We start from the raw sequence: 18246 nt of genomic DNA, 5'->3' as shown, positions 1-18246 counted from the left end.
TTTCAAATAAGATTAAAGTAGCAGTAACTCTTGCAGTTACTGCATTCAAAAGGGCAAGCGAAGGCTTATCATAGCCTTTCAAATAAGATTAAAGTAGCAGTAACTCTTGCAGTTACTGCATTCAAAAGGGCAAGCGAAGGCTTATCATAGTCTTTCAAATAAGATTAATGTAGTAGTAACTCTTGCAGTTACCTCTTGCAGTTACTGCATTCAAAAGGGCAAGCGAAGGCTTATCATAGTCTTTCAAATAAGATTAAAGTAGCAGTAACTCTTGCAGTTACCTCTTGCGGTTACCGTATTCACAGGCAACCGCGAGGGTTGCCTCTACACAAAAAATACTGAAAATAAGAACTATTTTGAACACAATAAAATCCTTCGGACAAAACTAACTTGCAATCCGAAATCTGAATTCCAAAATCCTAAAGTCAAGAAAATGTTCAAAAATCATTTAAAAATCGCCTTGAGAATCTTGTTCAGAAACAAGGTTTACTCATTTATCAACATTGCAGGCTTAGCTTTGGGGATTGCTGCCTTTTTGTTGATTTTGGAATATGTAAGTTTGGAAAAAAGCGTGAATCAATTTCACGCCAATTTACCTACGATGTTCCGACTTTTGAACCAAAACCCTAAAGGAGAATCGTGGGCTCAAGTAGAACCGGGCTGGGCTACGAAAGCACAAGAACGCTTTCCAGAAATCAAAAGTTACTGTCGTGTGGCCGAGAGCATTGGGCAAGGCGTAGTGAAATATGAAGCAAAAAATATCTCTTTCCGTGAAAAAAAAGTAGCCTATTCAGAAGGTAATTTCTTTTCATTTTTTAGCTTTCCAATCATCAAAGGTTCGGCTTCGGCACTACAAAAACCTGATGTAGTTTTTGTAGCAGAATCGGTTGCAAAAAAGTATTTTGACGCAGAAAACCCTATCGGTAAAACGCTTACTTTATACAACCAATTTGGGAAAAAAGATTATTTAGTAGAAGGCGTTTTTGCCAATATGGGCGACCTTTCCGACATTCAACTCGACTTTGTTTTTTCATTAGAAACCCTAAAAAACCCAGCCAACCTCAATGATAACGCTTGGGCAAATCTTACTAATCTGGATTCTCAGTATATTGATACCTATTTTCAGTTAAGACAAAGTGTTGATTATCTGTCACTTGAAGGGAAGCTCAACATGCTTCGAAGGGAACTCAGCAAAGAAAATGACGATATTACTTTCCGATTACAGCACTTTTCAGAAATCCATTTAGCAAGTAGTTTTTCAGATACGTATTTACACAATGGTAATATCAAATATGTATTTATTCTAAGTGGAATCGCCTTCTTGATTTTGCTGATTGCATGGTTCAATTATATCAACCTAAGTACCGCCAACGCCCTAAAACGAGCCAATGAAGTAGGCGTAAGAAAAGTAATTGGTGCAACACGCAACAATTTGGTGATGCAGTTTTTAGGAGAATCTATTTTGGTAAACTTTTTTGCCTTTGTCGGAGCAATCCTTCTTGTGACTTTATTACAACCATTTTTCAATGAAATCATTCATAAAAACCTTTCACTAAGTACTTTACTTTCTTCCACTTTGTGGGTGATTGGTTTGGGTTTGTTAATTGTTGGGTCTGTCGCTTCGGGTATTTATACCGCTTGGGGCTTGGCGAATTTTAAATTAATAGAAACCTTAAAAGGAAAATTACACAAATCTGCCAAAGGGATTTTCTTGCGTAAATCGCTGGTGATTACCCAATTCAGTATTTCAATTGTATTGATTATAGTTACGTTGATTATTTTCAGTCAATTGAAACACATGCAAAACCAAGATTTGGGCATGAATATCAAACAATTGTTGGTAATTAAAGGCCCAGAAATTGGGAAAGACAGTACTTTCAAAAACCGAGTAAATGCTTTTGAAAACGATATTGCCAACCTCAATTTCGTGAATGATTACTGTACCAGCGGAAGTGTGCCTAGCAATTGGTATAATTTTACGACGGTTGGTTTTACTTCTGCCAAATCAAAAACTGGCGACGAACAAAAACCTTACTCTTTCGTAACAATTGGACATAAATTTCTAAAAACCTACGATATTCCTTTGAAGGCAGGAAGAAGTTTTACCGAACAAGAATGTGACGTGGAATGGAACGACAACAGCAAAGTACTCTTGAACGAAAAAGCTCTTGAGCAACTCGGTTTTAAGTCAGCCAACGAAGCCGTAAACACTAAAATCAAATGGGACGAACGTTATTTGGATGTAATTGGCGTAGTGAAAGATTATCATCACAAAGGTTTACAAACCGCCATCGACCCGATGATTTTTTATCCTTTCAATAGTTCTTCATACTTAACAGTAAAGCTCGCTGGCGAAAATATGAATAGCAAAGTGGCAACTTTGGAAAATGTATTCAAAAAGCATTTTTCAGGCAATCCATTTGAGTTTTTCTTTATGAGCGAAAATTTCAATAAACAATACGAAACCGAAAGTCAGTACAGTACTTTGTTTACAACTGCTTCGGTTTGGGCAATTTTTATTGCCTGTATGGGACTTTTCGGTTTGGCTACTTTCACGGTAGAATCTCGCACCAAAGAAATTGGTATTCGTAAAATTTTGGGTGCATCGGTATTCAGCATTGTACAATTGCTATCAAAAGACTTTTTGATTTTGGTAAGTATTGCCATTCTTATCGCTTGCCCGCTTGCCTATTATTTTATGCACCAATGGTTGCAAGATTTTGCCAGTAGAATCAATATTGAATGGTGGTACTTTGTGGTTGCGGGCGTTTTGGCTTTGGCAATTGCATTACTTACCGTTGGTTTTCAAGCCACAAAATCAGCCTTGATGAATCCTGTAAAGAGTTTGAGAACAGAATGAGTTGAGTTGGAAATTTTGAGTGCGGAGTATTTTTTACCGAAATCTGAAATCTAAAATCCCAAAGTCTTTTTCATCAATCCTAAAGTCCACAAAAAATGATACAAAATTATTTAAAAATCGCACTAAGAACTTTGTTCAAAAACAAGGTTTATTCTTTCATCAACATCGGCGGTCTTGCTGTTGGGATGGCAGTAACGATGTTGATTGGACTTTGGATTTGGGATGAATTGAGTTTTAATAAATATCACCAAGACTATACCCGAATTGCTAAGGTTATGCAACACATAACCAATAATGGAGACGTTCAAACCCTAGAAAGTGTTCCTTATCCTTTAGCAGAAGAACTCCGCAAAAACTACGGAAGTGATTTTAAGCAAGTAGCACTGTCAATGAACGATGTCTGGAATGTGTTAAGTTATGGCAATAATAAGTTTTTAAAAGTAGGTTCTTATTTTGAACCACAAGGAATAGACGTATTCGGGGTAAAAATGTTGAAAGGAACTCGAAATTGTTTAAATGACCCATCCTCCATTATTCTTTCAGAATCAGTAGCAATTGCCCTTTTTGGAAAAGCCAATCCATTAGATAAAATTATTAAAATGGATAACCAATATAATGTAAAAGTTACAGGTGTTTATGAAGATTTTCCAAAAAAATCTACTTTCAATACCGTAACATTCATTGCTCCTTTTCAATTATTTTACAATAGATACGGTTGGGTAAAATCAATAGACGACCCCTGGAAAGTAAATGCTTTTCAAGTTTATGTTCAAGTAGCTGATAACGCTGATTTTGATAAGGTTTCATTAAAAATAAAAGATGTAAAATTAAAAAAGGTTAATAAAGAATTAGCCAAAATGAAGCCTACCCTATTTCTACAACCGATGGCAAATTGGCATCTGTATTCAGACTTTAAAGATGGCTTTAACGTTGGCGGTCGAATTCAATATATTTGGCTATTCGGCATCATTGGAGCATTCATTTTGCTTTTGGCATGCATCAATTTCATGAATTTAAGTACAGCTCGAAGTGCAAAAAGAGCAAAAGAAGTTGGCGTTCGCAAAGCAATTGGTTCCGCTCGTAGCCAGTTGATTTCACAATTTTATAGTGAGTCTTTTTTAGTGGTTACTATTGCTTTTATATTTTCGTTGTGTCTGGTTCAGTTATGTTTACCATTTTTCAACGAGCTGGCAAGCAAAGACATAGTCATTTTATGGTCAAATCCACTGTTTTGGCTGGCAGGAATAAGTTTTAGCGTATTTACTGGACTAATGGCAGGAACTTACCCAGCACTTTATCTTTCGTCTTTTCAACCCGTGAAAGTATTGAAAGGTACTTTTAGCATTGGTCGTTTTGCTTCTATTCCACGCAAAGCTTTAGTAGTAATGCAATTTACGGTTTCTATTACTTTAATAATTGGCACAATTGTTATTTTTCGTCAAATACAATACGCTAAAAATCGCCCTATTGGTTATGAAACCAACGGATTAGTGTCCTTGCCACAAGCCATTAATGAAATTCATAAGCACTTCGATGTAGTAAAAGATGAGTTATATAAAACAGGGGCAATTGTTAGTATTTGCGAAACGTCTGGACCGACTACCGAAAGTTGGTTAAGTAGTAACGAATTTGAATGGCCTGGAAAAGACCCCAATTTATTGGCAGAAATTCCAATTGTTGGCACTTCTTACGATTATGGAAAAACGATAGGCTGGCAAATGAAAGAAGGACGAGACTTCTCGAAAGCTTTTGCAACAGATTCATCATCAGTCATTTTAAATGAATCAGCTGTAAAATTAATGGGTTTGAAAAACCCTATTGGCAAAACAATTACATGGTACAAACAACCCATTACAGTGATTGGTGTGGTAAAAAATGTAATTATGCAATCTCCTTATGAACAAGTAAAACCTACAATATATAGTTTCAACAAAGAGGATGTCGCTTATATTCTTGCTAAAATCAATCCAGAAATGAGTGCAAGTATGGCTTTGAGTAAAATAAAAACTGTCTTTGATAAATATAATCCCTCTCAACCATTTGACTACAATTTTGTAGATGAGGAGTATGCCAAAAAATTCGGGGATGAAGTCCAAATAAGTAAATTAGCCAGCATCTTCGCCGTTCTTGCCATATTTATTTCATGTTTGGGTTTATTTGGTTTAGCCTCATTTGTAGCAGAACAACGCACCAAAGAGATTGGAGTAAGAAAAGTATTAGGAGCAACGGTCTTGAATTTATGGCAATTACTTTCTAAAGATTTTGTCTTTTTAGTGATGCTTTCCTTTTTACTCGCTGCACCAATTGCTTACTTTTTTATGAACAGTTGGTTGAAAAAATACGAATACCGTTCGGATATTTCTTGGTGGATTTTTGTAGCGTCAGGTTTGGGAGCTTTATTGATTACTCTATTAACCGTAAGTTATCAAGCCATCAAAGCCGCCTCCGCAAATCCAGTGAAGAGTTTAAGAACGGAATGAGTTGAGTTAGGAATTTTGAGTGGGGAGTGATGAGTATTTTTTACCGAAATCCAAAAATGAAGATAAAAATCAAGCAAAGATTTTTGAAATAGGTATCTCAATATTCATTACTCTATCTTGTACGATTTGGTCTTCATGGAAAAATTCGTAATGGTTTGGACTATCGTAAACAAAAACTCCTTGAAAATCTGGAACAACAATCCAGCAAGATTTGATACCAAAATTGAAATAAGGCTCAAGCTTTGAAGTCATGTCTTTACTACTTTGTGATGCTGACTGTATTTCAATAGACAACAAAGGGGCATCTTGGCGACGAGAAGGGTCGTTTTGAAAGTCTAAATTTTCAAAAGGATATAATACCACATCGGGAGTAAATGAGTTGGGAGTAGCTAAGGAAACTTCGCTGGCTACTCTAAATTTATCTCTGTAATTGAATTTGATTTCAAAAATCAAATTAGCTTGAATTGCACCATGTAAAAGTGTTGGCATAGGTTTATTCCTTTCTATTTCGTAATCTGAAAGTAGGGTTTCGGCTATGTTTTCGGCTAATAGTTCCATAATCACTTTTGTTTATTTCAAATATAATCAAAAAGTAAAATCATGATACAAAATTATTTAAAAATCGCTATTCGTAATTTGCTCAGAAACAAGGTCTTCTCGGCAATTAATATCGTTGGTTTGGCTTTGGGAATTGCCACTTGCCTTGTCATTATGCTTTTTGTATATGATGAATTAAGCTATGATAGATTCAACGAAAAAGCAGATAGAATTTTTAGGGTAGTATTTAAAGCTTCTATCAACGATGGAAAAATCAACGAAGCCAACGTGATGCCACCAACGGCTCAGGTTTTGAAAAATGATTATCCAGAAGTGTTAGCCGCTACTCGTTTGCGTACCAGTGGTTCGCCTGAAATTGTTTACCAAAACAAGAAATTCAAAGAATATTCGTTCGCTTCTGTCGATGCCAATTTCTTTGATGTTTTTACGTTGCCATTGTTGAAAGGCGATGCTAAAACGGCTCTGCGTGAACCCAACACCGCCGTTATTACACAAGATTTTGCCAAAAAATACTTTGGCGACGAAGACCCAATCGGGAAAGTATTATTCATCAAAAGTTGGAATGAAAGCTATAAAGTAACAGGACTTATCGACAAAGTACCGCATAATTCCCATTTTCATTTTGATATTTTTGGCTCATTGGCTGGCGTAAAAGATGCCCAAGCAGCCTCCTGGATGTCGTCGGGCTATTTTACTTATTTGGTTCTGCCCGAAGGTTTCGACTACAAAGTATTAGAAGCCAAATTGCCACAAGTCATTAAAAAGTACATGGGGCCGCAAATACAAACGGCAATGGGCATGAGCCTTCCGCAGTTTTTACAGAAAGGCAATAAGCTTGGACTTTTCTTGCAACCACTTACCAGTATTCACTTCGACGAAGGTTATACTGGCACGCTTGAGTCAAGTGGCAACATTCAGTATGTGTATATTTTCGGGGCAATTGCCGTGTTTATGTTGCTTATTGCTTGTATCAATTTTATGAATCTTTCAACGGCTGGAGCTTCCAAACGTGCCAAAGAAGTGGGCGTTCGTAAAGTATTGGGTTCTGTAAAACAAGATTTAATTAACCAATTTTTGTTTGAATCCATCCTTCTAAGTGTCGTTGCACTGATACTTTCATTGATGTTGGTACAATTGTCTTTGCCCGTTTTCAACGATTTAGCCGAGAAAGATTTACAATTAGATTTTCTCAAAAATCCGCTTCTACTGATTGCTTTCTTAGTTTTTGGTTTGTTGGTTGGCGTTTTGGCAGGCAGTTATCCAGCCTTTTTCCTTTCTTCTTTCAATCCTGTGGAAGTACTAAAAGGCAAATTCAAATTGGCAGGCAAAAGTATCAGTTTGAGAAGTGGTTTGGTGGTTTTTCAATTCTTTATTTCTATTGCTTTAATCATCGGTACAACGGTGGTGTATCAGCAAATCAAGTTTATTCAAAGTAAAGATTTGGGCTATGCCAAAGACCAATTACTCATCATGCGAAATACTTGGTCGCTGGGAAAAAATGAAGAAGTATTTCGTCAGCAAATTTTACAAGACCCAAGAGTATTAAGCGTAAGTAGTGCTGGCTATTTGCCTGCTGGTCCGAGCGATTCAAATAATTCTTTGGGCTATCCCGACGGCGACGATTCGCAAATAATGCGAACGCTGGAGTACAAAATCGACGAGCAGTATATTCCAACGATGGGCATGAAAATCATTGCTGGACGAAATTTCGCTAAAGATTTTGCCACGGATTCTACCGCCATGATTATCAACGAAACGGCAGCAAAAGCTTTCGGATGGGGTAAAAATGCCGTTGGACATACCATTACTCGCTTAAAAAATAACGATGGCTTGAAGGTTACTTACAGAATCATTGGTGTTGTGAAGGATTTTCATTTCAAATCACTTCATGAAAGTATCACGCCTTTGTTGATGGTTTCTGAAAAAACTTATGGTTTAACCATCAAAGTAAAAGGAAAAGATGTAGAAGGTTTGTTGGCTTCCTTGAAAAATCAATGGCAAAAGTTTAATGTAGAAGAGCCTTTTTCTTATGCTTTTATGGATGAATTATTTGAAAAAACGTACCAAAGCGAACAGAAAATTAGTGTGATTCTAAGCATTTTTTCTGGACTTACCATTTTCGTCGCTTGCTTGGGTTTGTTTGGTTTGGCAACTTTTACTGCCGAACAACGCACGAAAGAAATTGGCGTGCGTAAAGTATTGGGAGCTTCGGTGAGCCAAATCGTTACTTTACTTTCTAAGGAATTTCTAAAATTAGTAATGATTGCCTGCGGTTTTGCTTTTCCGATTGGCTATTGGCTGATGAATAAATGGCTACAAGACTTTGCCTATCGCATCGAAATCAGTGCTTGGATTTTTGTATTGGCTGGCATTTTAGCCCTTTTTATCGCTTTGCTGACGATAAGTTACCAAGCCATCAAAGCGGCATTAGCCAATCCTGTGACGAGCTTACGAACGGAATGATTTGAGTGAGGGGTTTTGGATTCGGAGTGAGGAGAAATTTTTACGATAATCTAAAAATCTTTAGTCTTTTAGCCATTAATCCTATAGTCTTAAAATCTTTAAATCCTTATAATCATGCTGCAAAACTATCTAAAAATTGCCCTCAGAAATTTGTGGAGAAACAAACTCTATTCTACTTTAAATATTGGCGGATTGGCTACTGGACTTGCAGCTGCGTTGCTTATTTTTTTGTTTGTTTCTCACGAATTTAGCTACGACCAATTCCATCAAAAAGCAGATAGAATTTATAGAATTTTATCCGTAACAAAGTATGGCGAACAAACCGTTCAGACAACCGCCATGAATGCCAAATTGGGCGAAATGCTGAAACAGAGCAATCCTGAGATTGAAGATTTTGTACGCATTAATAAGATGGATAATCCTACTTTCAAGAGCAGTAGTCATCCAGACATTAAATTTAAAGAAGAAAAACTCGCTTTTGCTGACCCTGCTTTTTTTAACATTTTTTCATTCAAAACCTTAGAAGGAAATTTTAAGACTGCCTTAAAAAACCCTTTTAGCTTGGTTATTTCTGAGAAGGTAGCAAAAAAATACTTTAGCAACGAAAATCCGATTGGTAAAACCTTACTTTTAGAAGGCAAAAAGCCTTTTATTGTTACAGGTGTGTTTGCACAAATGCCTTCCAATTCAACTTTCCAGTTTGAAATCATAACTTCAATAGCTACTTATCCAAAATTGGATGAAGAACGCCAGCATATTTGGGAAAAAGCGGGGTCATTTGAAACCTTTGTGTTGCTCAATCAACAAGCTTCTGTGGCAAAAGTAGAAAAGTCGATTGCTAAAGTTGGAAAACTCACGGGGTTTTTTGATGAAACTTCAACCTATTCGTTAGAACAATTTGATAAAATTCATAATGGCAGTAGTTTTTCAGACCACCAGAATACAAAGTTTGCTTATATTTTTTCGGGTGTAGCCATCTTGATACTCCTTTTGGCACTTTTCAATTATATGAGTCTGACAACGGCACGAGCTACAATTAGGGCCAAAGAAGTAGGTGTAAGAAAAGTAGTTGGTGCTGAAAGACTTGGTTTGGTAAAGCAATTTTACATCGAAGCCTTTGTGTATTGCTTTTTTTCTTTTGTGTTGGCTTTCTTGCTATTAGAGCTATTCCGTCAGCCTTTCTATGATATTTTGGGCTTACAAGTCGATACTGCTTTTATGAAAAGTCCGCTTTTTATGGGCATTATTGCTATGATTTTCATCCTGAGTATTTTATTATCAGGTAGTTATACTTCTCTGTTTCTCTCAAAATTCAGCCCGATACAAGTATTGAAAGGCAAGTTTTCAAGCCAACAAAATGGTGCAGTTATCCGCAAAGGCTTTTTGATTTTCCAGTTTTCTGTTTCTGTGGTGTTGATAATCTGTACAATCGTTGTACAGAAACAATTGGATTTTATGCGAAATATGGATTTGGGCTTAACCAAAGACCAAGTTTTGGTAATTCCCATTGAAGAAAGTCCTGCTTCAAAAATCACCGCACTTAAAAATGAATTTAATCAAATAGCAGGCATCAAAGGTGTTTCGAGCATTTCAACTCCTTTATACAAAGGCATGAACATGTGGTTCACGAATTCAATTATATCTAAAAAGGAGGTTTCCCTTTTTGCTATCTCAGCCGACGAAAATTTCTTTAAAACAGTTGATTTAAAATGGAAAAAACCACCTATTGACAACAAAAATCTTGATTCAAAAATATATCTTAACGAAATAGCCGCCGAACAACTGGAATTGGGCAAAAATCCCGTAGGGAAATCGGTGTTCTTAGGCAGCAAACCCAGTATTGTGGGTGGTATTATGAAAGATTTTCATTTTACAGGCGTAAAGTCGAAAATTGAACCTTTGATGATTTCCGTCTCTGTACCAAAGGCTACTGAAACTTTGTATGGAAGTATTTATTTACGTTTAGACTCAAAAGTAGATGTACAAGCCAAAGTAGCACAAGTACAACAACTGTATGAAAAATATCCAACCGAAAAGCCTTTTGAATTTTACTTTTTAGACGAAGCTTTTCAGAAAACTTTCAGCGACGAAATCAGAATGTCTAAAATGTTTTTCAGCTTTACAAGCATCGCCATTCTCATCGCTTGTTTGGGTTTATTTGGCTTAATTACTTTCTTGGCAGAACAAAAAGACAAAGAAATCGGTATCCGCAAGGTATTAGGAGCAAGTGTAAATAACATCGTTTTTTTACTTTCAAAAGACTTTTTAGGCTTGGTGTTTTTAGCCAATTTCATTGCTATTCCATTGGCTTGGTGGGCTATGCAAAAGTGGTTGCAAGATTTCGTTTTCAGAATCTCGCTTACTTGGGAAGTATTCTTATTGGCAAGTATTACAAGTATTGTTTTAGCTTTTGTTACGGTGAGTTATCAAGCTATTAAATCGGCAGTAGCAAACCCAATCAAAAGCCTTCGTAACGAATAAATCATAAAGTCATGTTTCAAAACTACGTCAAAATCGCCATCCGAAACCTCTTGCACAACAAGGTGTTTTCGTTTATCAACATTGCTGGGCTGAGTATTGGTTTGGCTTGCTGTATGTTGATTGTACTTTATACCAAAGACGAAATCAGTTACGACCGTTTCCATAAAAACGTCGACCAGATTTATAGAATTACTTCTACCGAAATATCTCCAGATGGTAAAGTAGATAAATATGGCATTACAGGAATGATGCCCGGGCCAACTTTTAAAGCACAATTGCCAGAAATTGAAAATTTCGTTCGTCTGCAAGGTGAATCTTACAACATCAAAAAAGGCAACGAAGTATTGGTACAAGATGCCTTGAAAGTTGATAGTTCGTTCTTTTCAATTTTTACTTTTGATTTTGTAGAAGGTTCACCCAAAACGGCTTTGAAAGACCCACAATCAGTTGTGATTTCGGAAGAAGTAGCCGAAAAATACTTTGGGAAAGTATCAGCTTTGGGCAAAACTTTGTCTATCAATTATGATGATACTTTTCAGCCTTTTACCGTGGCTGGAGTAACCAAAAAGTCACCGCAAAATTCATCCATCAAAATAGATTTATTAATGCCTTTTCATCGTGAAAAAAGCCATGATGACCAATGGATTAATTTCTATTTAAACACTATTGTAAAGCTAAAACCATCCGCAAACCCAAAAGCTTTAGAGGCTAAATTTGCCAGTATTTACGCCCAAGAAGCCAAAGGTCAGTTAATCGAAGCCAAAGAAAAATGGAATTTTCAAAGTACTATTCAATACGGTTTACAGCCTTTTGTGGATGTGCATCTTTCAACGGAATTTAGAGCAGCCAATGGCTTAAAAGACGACAGTGACCCGATGTACTCGTATGTTTTGATGGGGCTTGCTGTATTTTTATTGGTAATTGCTTGTATCAATTTTATTAATCTTACGGTAGCTCGCTCTGTGAAACGAGGAAAAGAAATTGGTATCAGAAAAGTAGTTGGGGGCGACCGCAAACAGTTGATTTTCCAGTTTATGGGCGAGTCTTTTGTGTTGAGTCTTGTTGCTTTTTTATTGGCAATTTTTCTGGTAGAACTCTCTTTGCCGATTTTCAATACTCTGGCTAATAAAGCCCTTTCAATGAAATATCTTTTTGATTTTCAGTTAATTGCTTCGTATTTCTTGCTCTTCCTTTTTACAGGATTTTTGGCGGGAATTTATCCTTCGTTAGTACTTTCAAGTTTCAGCCCTGTTGATACACTTTATGGTCGATTTAAGTTTTCAAAAGGAAGTTTCTTGCAAAAAAGCTTAGTTGTTTTTCAGTTTTCATTGGCGGCTTTTATGATGATGGCAACGCTTGTGCTTTATACGCAATTTGATTTTATGGTCAAGCAAGATTTGGGTTATGACGATAAAAATATGGTAGATGTATCAACGGGCAGGATGACTTTGAGCGAAACCCATACTTTCAAACAAGAGCTATTACAAAATCCGTCGATTGAGAAAGTTGCCCCACGACAAAGCGGTTCTTGGAGGACTATTGCCAAAGTTAATGGTAAACAAGAAATTCTTTTTGCCATTGATGTAGTAGATGAAGACTATCTTCCTACGCTAAAAATCCCGATGGTTCAAGGCAGAAATTTCTCTCAAGATTTTCCTTCAGATACCGCTCAGTCTGTTTTAGTAAACGAAACTTTTGTAAAAGAAGCAGGCTGGAAAAATCCAATCGGGCAAACGGTAAACTTTTTTTCAAGTAATAAAACGTATCAGGTAGTAGGTGTGGTGAAAGATTATCATTTCAATACTTTGCATGAAAGTATCAAACCTCAACTATTTACTTGTGATCCCAAAAGGTCTTCTTTTGCTCAATTGAGTATTAAAATTAAACCGACGGATATTCCAAGTACTTTAAAATTCATTGAAAAAACCTTCAAGAAACTACGCCCAACGCAGCCTTATATCTATGATTTTAAAGACCAAAGTAACCAAAAACAATATGAAAAAGAGGCAAAATGGAAGCAAATTATCAGTTTTTCGGCCATACTTATCATCTTTATTTCGTGCATAGGTCTTTTTGGTTTGGCAACACTTTCAGCCGAAAAGCGTACCAAAGAAATCGGTATCAGAAAAGTATTAGGAGCAAGTGCCTTAGCCATCGTATCAATGCTGACGAAAGATTTCTTAAAATTAGTGTTGGCTTCGGTAGTTTTTGCTTTTCCATTAGCTTGGTGGGCTGCTAATAAATTCTTAGAAAGCTATCCATATCGTATTCAAATAAGTACTTGGATGTTCGCTACGGTATTAGTGCTTTTGGTTTTGATAACCATTCTAACTATAAGTTATCAAGCCTTTAAATCTGCTTTGGCAAATCCCGTGAAGAGTTTGAGGACTGAGTAATTACATCTCTACTTGTTCAAAATCGCACAAAAAGTGTCCGTTTTCGGACACTTTTTTTATTTTAAAAAAATGCAAATGATTAATTATCAGTTAGTTATTTTTTTGGTTTTGTTTTTGGGAATAAGCATATTATCCATTAGTTAATCTGTTTAACCTCATAAAAATATGCTCAGGAATTACTTCAAAATAGCTTTCAGAAATCTTGTCAGAAACAAGGTTTACTCTTTTATCAATATTGGTGGATTGGCTGTAGGAATGGCAGTAGCGATGCTTATCGGGCTATGGATTCATGATGAGCTAACTTATAATACTTATCATCAAAGCTATGATAAAATTGGCTTGGCAATGCAACACCAAACAGGAAACGGGACAGTTTTTACTGGACAGGCAATGCCTTTTCCGATTGGTGCTGAGCTAAAGAATAAATATGGAAACAACTTCAAATACTTAGCAATGGCTTCGTGGGAAGGCGAACATATTTTGTCGGTCAATGAGAAGAAGCTTTCTACACCCGGTATTTATTTTGATGTGGATGCTCCTAAAATGCTTACGCTAAAAATGCTAAAAGGAACAAACGAAGGGTTGAAAAATCCCAACTCGATTTTACTTTCAGCATCCACAGCAAAAGCTTTTTTTGGCGAAGGTGAAGCCGTCAATCAAACAATGAAAATTGATAATAAACTGAACGTGAAAGTAACGGGCGTTTATGAAGACATTTCCTATAATTCGGACTTCAAAGATTTAAAATTTATTGCTCCTTGGGAATTGTATGTGACATCTGAACCGTGGATACAGCGAGCCAAAGCCAACAGTCAGTGGGATAACAATTCCTTTCAACTTTACGCCCAAATTGCTGATAATGTAGATTTTGAAACCGTTAATAAAAGAATACTTCGTTCAAAATTCAATAATTTACCAAAAGAAGAAAGACGATTTGATGCCCGAATTTTCTTGCAACCAATGGCCGATTGGCATTTAAAATCTAATTGGAAAAATGGCGTAAATACAGGAGGATTGATTGAATACGTATGGTTGTTTGGCATTATAGGCATTTTTGTATTGCTATTGGCCTGTATCAATTTCATGAATTTAAGTACTGCTCGCTCTGAAAAACGGGCAAAAGAAGTAGGCGTTCGTAAAGCAATAGGTTCTATCCGTGAACAATTGATTGCACAGTTCCTAAGCGAGTCTTTATTAGTTGTGGCTTTTGCTTTTATATTTTCTATCATTTTGGTAGAAATCACTTTGCCATTTTTTAATGAAATAGCCGACAAAAAAATGACGATTCTGTGGGCTAATCCTTTGTTCTGGTTTCTTTCTTTGGGCTTTAGTTTATTAACAGGCTTAATTGCAGGAAGTTATCCAGCTTTATATTTATCATCATTTCAACCAGTGAAAGTACTAAAAGGTACTTTTAAAGCAGGTAGATTTTCTTCTCTTCCACGCAAAGTATTGGTGGTGTTTCAGTTTACAGTTTCTGTAGCTTTAATTATTGGAACAATTATCGTTTATCGACAAGTACAGTTTTCTAAAAACAGACCGATGGGCTACGATAAAAATGGTTTGATGATGATAGAGATGAAAACACCAGATTTTTATGGAAAATTTGATTTACTCCGTAACGAACTCAAAAGTTCTGGTGCAATCGTAGAATTAGCAGAATCGTCAAGTCCTTTAACAGAAGTATGGTCGAACACAGGCGGTTTTTCTTGGGAAGGCAAAGACCCCAATTTAGATACTGATTTTGCGAACATCAGAGTTACCCACGAATTTGGCAAAACCGTTGGCTGGCAATTTAAAGAAGGTAGAGATTTCTCCAGAGCCTTTTCTACCGATTCGTCAGGCTTAGTTATTAATGAAGCTGCCGTGAAGTTTATGGGTATCAAAAATCCTGTTGGAAAAACTGTTACATGGGGCTTTGATAAAGATGCACGAAAATTTACTATCATTGGTGTCATTAAAGATATGCTGATGCAATCGCCTTACAAACCTGTAAAGCAATCTTTTTACTTCTTGAGTTCGCATGATGTAAATTGGATAAACCTGAAACTAAATCCTAATAAAAGTACGAGCGAGTCTATCTCAAAAATTGAAGCTACCTTCAAAAAGTATATTCCTTCAGCTCCTTTTGATTACAAATTTGCTGATGATGAATTTGCCAGAAAATTCAAAACCGAAGAACGTATTGGTACTCTAGCTTTATTCTTTGCCGTACTTGCCATTTTTATTTCATGCTTAGGCTTGTTTGGCTTGGCATCTTTTGTAGCTGAACAAAGAACCAAAGAAATCGGTATCAGAAAAGTATTAGGAGCTACGGTGCTGAATTTATGGTCTTTGCTTTCTAAAGACTTTTTGATATTGGTTATTATTTCGCTACTCACAGCTACGCCACTTGCCTATTATTTTATGCACGAATGGCTACAAAAATATGAGTATAGAACCGAAATTTCTTGGTGGGTCTTCATTGTAGCAGGTTTGGGAGCATTAACGATTACGTTACTAACGGTGAGTTTTCAAGCCATTAAAGCGGCTTTAGCAAACCCTGTGAAGAGCCTGAGAACAGAGTAATTTCCTTATAATGCGTTGATTTGCAACGGAATATTCCTATTAAACCTATATACACATGTTTAGAAATTATTTTAAAATAGCCTTTCGTAATCTTGTCAGAAACAAGGTTTACTCTTTTATCAATATTGGTGGATTAGCTGTAGGAATGGCAGTGGCAATACTTATTGGGCTATGGGTTTATGATGAATTATCTTTCAATAAATATCACAAAAACTACGATAAGATTGCACAGGTAATGCAACACCAAACCTTTAATGGTGAAGTAGGTACTCAGACATCTAATCCTTATTTGCTCGGAGCTGAAATTCGTGAAAAGTATGGAAGTGATTTTAAATTTGTACTAATGTCTTCAGGAAGAATGAAGCACATTTTGAAATCTGGCGATAAAAAACTTTCTATCAGAGGCGAATATATTGAAGCTGACGCTCCAACAATGCTAAGCTTAAAAATGCTAAAAGGAACAAATAATGGCTTACAAGACCCATCCTCTATTTTAATTAATGAATCAACAGCAAAAGCATTTTTTGGTGATGAAAATCCCTTATTCAAATCTTTTAAAGTTGATAATAAATTTAATCTAAAGGTAACGGGCGTTTATGAAGACATACCACATAATTCTGATTTCCATGATTTAGCATTTATTGCTCCTTGGGAGCTTTACATCAAAAATGAAAATTGGGATGAAAAATTCTCTAACCCTTGGCGAAGTAATGCCTTTCAAACTTACGCACAATTGGCTGATAATGCCGATGTCGATAAGGTTTCAGCAAAAATAAAAAATGTAAAGCTTAATAAAGTAGATAAAGCTGGTGCTGCATTTAAACCCGAAGTATTTCTGCATCCTATGAGTAAATGGCATCTGTATTCAGCATTTAAAAATGGTGTCAATACAGGCGGACAAATTGAATTTGTTTGGTTATTTGGCATCATTGGCATTGCTGTATTGCTTTTGGCCTGTATCAATTTTATGAACCTAAGTACGGCTCGTTCAGAAAAACGGGCGAAAGAAGTAGGCGTAAGGAAAGCCATTGGTTCAATCCGTGGACAATTAATAACTCAATTCTTTTGTGAATCCTTTTTGGTGGTAATAATAGCTTTTTTGCTATCCTTAGTTCTAGTAGAACTTTGCTTACCTGCATTTAATGAAACTGCCAATAAAAATACATCCATCCCATTTACAAATCCACTTTTCTGGTTTTTGGGCTTAGGCTTTAGTTTAATCACAGGTTTTGTAGCAGGCAGTTACCCAGCTTTGTATTTGTCTTCTTTCCAACCTGTAAAAGTACTGAAAGGCACTTTCAAAATCGGATATTTTGCTACTATGCCACGCAAAGTATTAGTGGTTTTACAGTTTACCGTTTCTATTACTTTAATCATTGGAACGATTATCGTTTTCAATCAAATTCAATTTGCTAAAAACCGCCCAATAGGCTATAACCGAAATGGATTATTGGCCATGTTTGTCAATAATCAAGACCTAATACAACATTACAATGCTATCAGAAATGATTTGATAAAAACTGGAGCTGTATCAGAAATGTCCGAATCTTCAAGTCCTACCACGGGCGTTTGGGCTATTAATAATGGTTATGATTGGAAGGGCAAAGACCCCAATGTGCAAGGCAATTTTGGAACAGTAGCAGTCACCCACGATTTTGGAAAAACAGTAGGCTGGCAATTTAAAGAGGGAAGAGATTTCTCAAGAGCCTTTTCAACCGATTCAACAGGCGTTATTTTGAATGAAGCAGCCGTCAAATTTATGGGAATGAAACAAGTAATAGGTGAAACTATGAAAGTTGATGGCAAACCTTACAAAATAATTGGCGTGGTAAAAGATATGGTCATGAATTCTCCATACCAACCCGCTTTACGAACTGTTTTTATATTAGACTACAAATGGATAAATATTATCAATATCAAGATAAATCCAAAAGTAAATACTTCCGAAGCATTGAGTAAAATTGAGTCTGTTTTCAAAAAATATGCTCCTGATAGTCCATTCGATTATTGGTTCGCTGATGATGATTATAACCTAAAATTTCTTAACGAAGTACGCATAGGAAAACTCACTTCATTTTTTGCCGTACTTGCTATTTTTATTTCATGCTTAGGGTTGTTTGGCTTGGCATCTTTTGTAGCTGAACAAAGAACCAAAGAAATCGGTATCAGAAAAGTATTAGGAGCTACGGTGCTGAACTTGTGGACTTTACTCTCAAAAGAGTTTGTATTACTCGTACTAATTTCTCTCTTAATGGCTGTACCAATCGCATATTATTATATGAACAATTGGTTACAAAGCTATGACTACAGAACTGAAATTTCTTGGTGGACGTTCGCACTTTCTGGCTTAGGAGCATTAATTATTACTTTACTAACAGTAAGTTTTCAAGCAATAAAAGCGGCTTTGGCAAACCCTGTGAAGAGTTTACGAACAGAGTAA

General features: G+C 36.2%; 8 protein-coding genes. 7 read left to right on the top strand and 1 reads right to left on the bottom strand.

The window, feature by feature from the left end:
* Positions 1-433: 433 nt before the first annotated feature.
* Complete coding sequence (locus FLEMA_RS0111565) at positions 434-2860, top strand: ABC transporter permease (RefSeq protein ID WP_026997702.1); 2427 nt, start codon at positions 434-436, stop codon at positions 2858-2860.
* A gap of 95 nt (positions 2861-2955) precedes the next feature.
* Positions 2956-5340 (top strand): ABC transporter permease, encoded by a 2385-nt coding sequence (locus FLEMA_RS0111560; protein ID WP_026997701.1) that lies wholly within the window; start codon positions 2956-2958, stop codon positions 5338-5340.
* Between the two features lie 69 nt (positions 5341-5409).
* Here FLEMA_RS0111560 and FLEMA_RS68295 read toward each other — a convergent pair whose 3' ends face one another.
* Positions 5410-5898, bottom strand: coding sequence for a Uma2 family endonuclease (locus tag FLEMA_RS68295; protein WP_081681303.1), 489 nt, complete (start codon positions 5896-5898; stop codon positions 5410-5412).
* Between the two features lie 42 nt (positions 5899-5940).
* Here FLEMA_RS68295 and FLEMA_RS0111525 point away from each other — a divergent pair, with 42 nt between their 5' ends.
* The 5 genes from FLEMA_RS0111525 (at position 5941) to FLEMA_RS0111495 (ending at position 18246) form a co-directional block, all read left to right on the top strand.
* On the top strand, positions 5941-8361 hold the full coding sequence (locus FLEMA_RS0111525) for an ABC transporter permease (protein WP_026997700.1): 2421 nt from the start codon (positions 5941-5943) through the stop codon (positions 8359-8361).
* A 114-nt stretch (positions 8362-8475) separates the two neighbouring features.
* A complete protein-coding gene (locus FLEMA_RS0111520; protein ID WP_026997699.1) occupies positions 8476-10842 on the top strand; it encodes an ABC transporter permease in 2367 nt (788 codons plus the stop codon).
* An 11-nt stretch (positions 10843-10853) separates the two neighbouring features.
* The gene (locus FLEMA_RS0111510; protein ID WP_026995523.1) at positions 10854-13238 is read left to right on the top strand and encodes an ABC transporter permease; all 2385 of its coding nucleotides are present in this window, start codon (positions 10854-10856) and stop codon (positions 13236-13238) included.
* Between the two features lie 165 nt (positions 13239-13403).
* Complete coding sequence (locus FLEMA_RS0111500) at positions 13404-15806, top strand: ABC transporter permease (protein WP_026995522.1); 2403 nt, start codon at positions 13404-13406, stop codon at positions 15804-15806.
* A gap of 55 nt (positions 15807-15861) precedes the next feature.
* Positions 15862-18246, top strand: coding sequence for an ABC transporter permease (locus FLEMA_RS0111495; protein WP_026997698.1), 2385 nt, complete (start codon positions 15862-15864; stop codon positions 18244-18246).

Source organism: Flectobacillus major DSM 103 (assembly GCF_000427405.1).
In the GTDB taxonomy this organism is placed as follows: domain Bacteria; phylum Bacteroidota; class Bacteroidia; order Cytophagales; family Spirosomataceae; genus Flectobacillus; species Flectobacillus major.
Note: the sequence above shows the minus strand (reverse complement) of the source record. Positions and strands in the feature narration are given on the sequence as shown.

Excerpts from the sequence above, each read along its gene's own strand:
- FLEMA_RS0111565 (WP_026997702.1), top strand. The coding sequence starts at position 434 with ATGTTCAAAAATCATTTAAAAATCGCCTTGAGAATCTTGTTCAGAAAC.
- FLEMA_RS0111560 (WP_026997701.1), top strand. The coding sequence starts at position 2,956 with ATGATACAAAATTATTTAAAAATCGCACTAAGAACTTTGTTCAAAAAC.
- FLEMA_RS68295 (WP_081681303.1), bottom strand. The coding sequence starts at position 5,898 with ATGGAACTATTAGCCGAAAACATAGCCGAAACCCTACTTTCAGATTAC.
- FLEMA_RS0111525 (WP_026997700.1), top strand. The coding sequence starts at position 5,941 with ATGATACAAAATTATTTAAAAATCGCTATTCGTAATTTGCTCAGAAAC.
- FLEMA_RS0111520 (WP_026997699.1), top strand. The coding sequence starts at position 8,476 with ATGCTGCAAAACTATCTAAAAATTGCCCTCAGAAATTTGTGGAGAAAC.
- FLEMA_RS0111510 (WP_026995523.1), top strand. The coding sequence starts at position 10,854 with ATGTTTCAAAACTACGTCAAAATCGCCATCCGAAACCTCTTGCACAAC.
- FLEMA_RS0111500 (WP_026995522.1), top strand. The coding sequence starts at position 13,404 with ATGCTCAGGAATTACTTCAAAATAGCTTTCAGAAATCTTGTCAGAAAC.
- FLEMA_RS0111495 (WP_026997698.1), top strand. The coding sequence starts at position 15,862 with ATGTTTAGAAATTATTTTAAAATAGCCTTTCGTAATCTTGTCAGAAAC.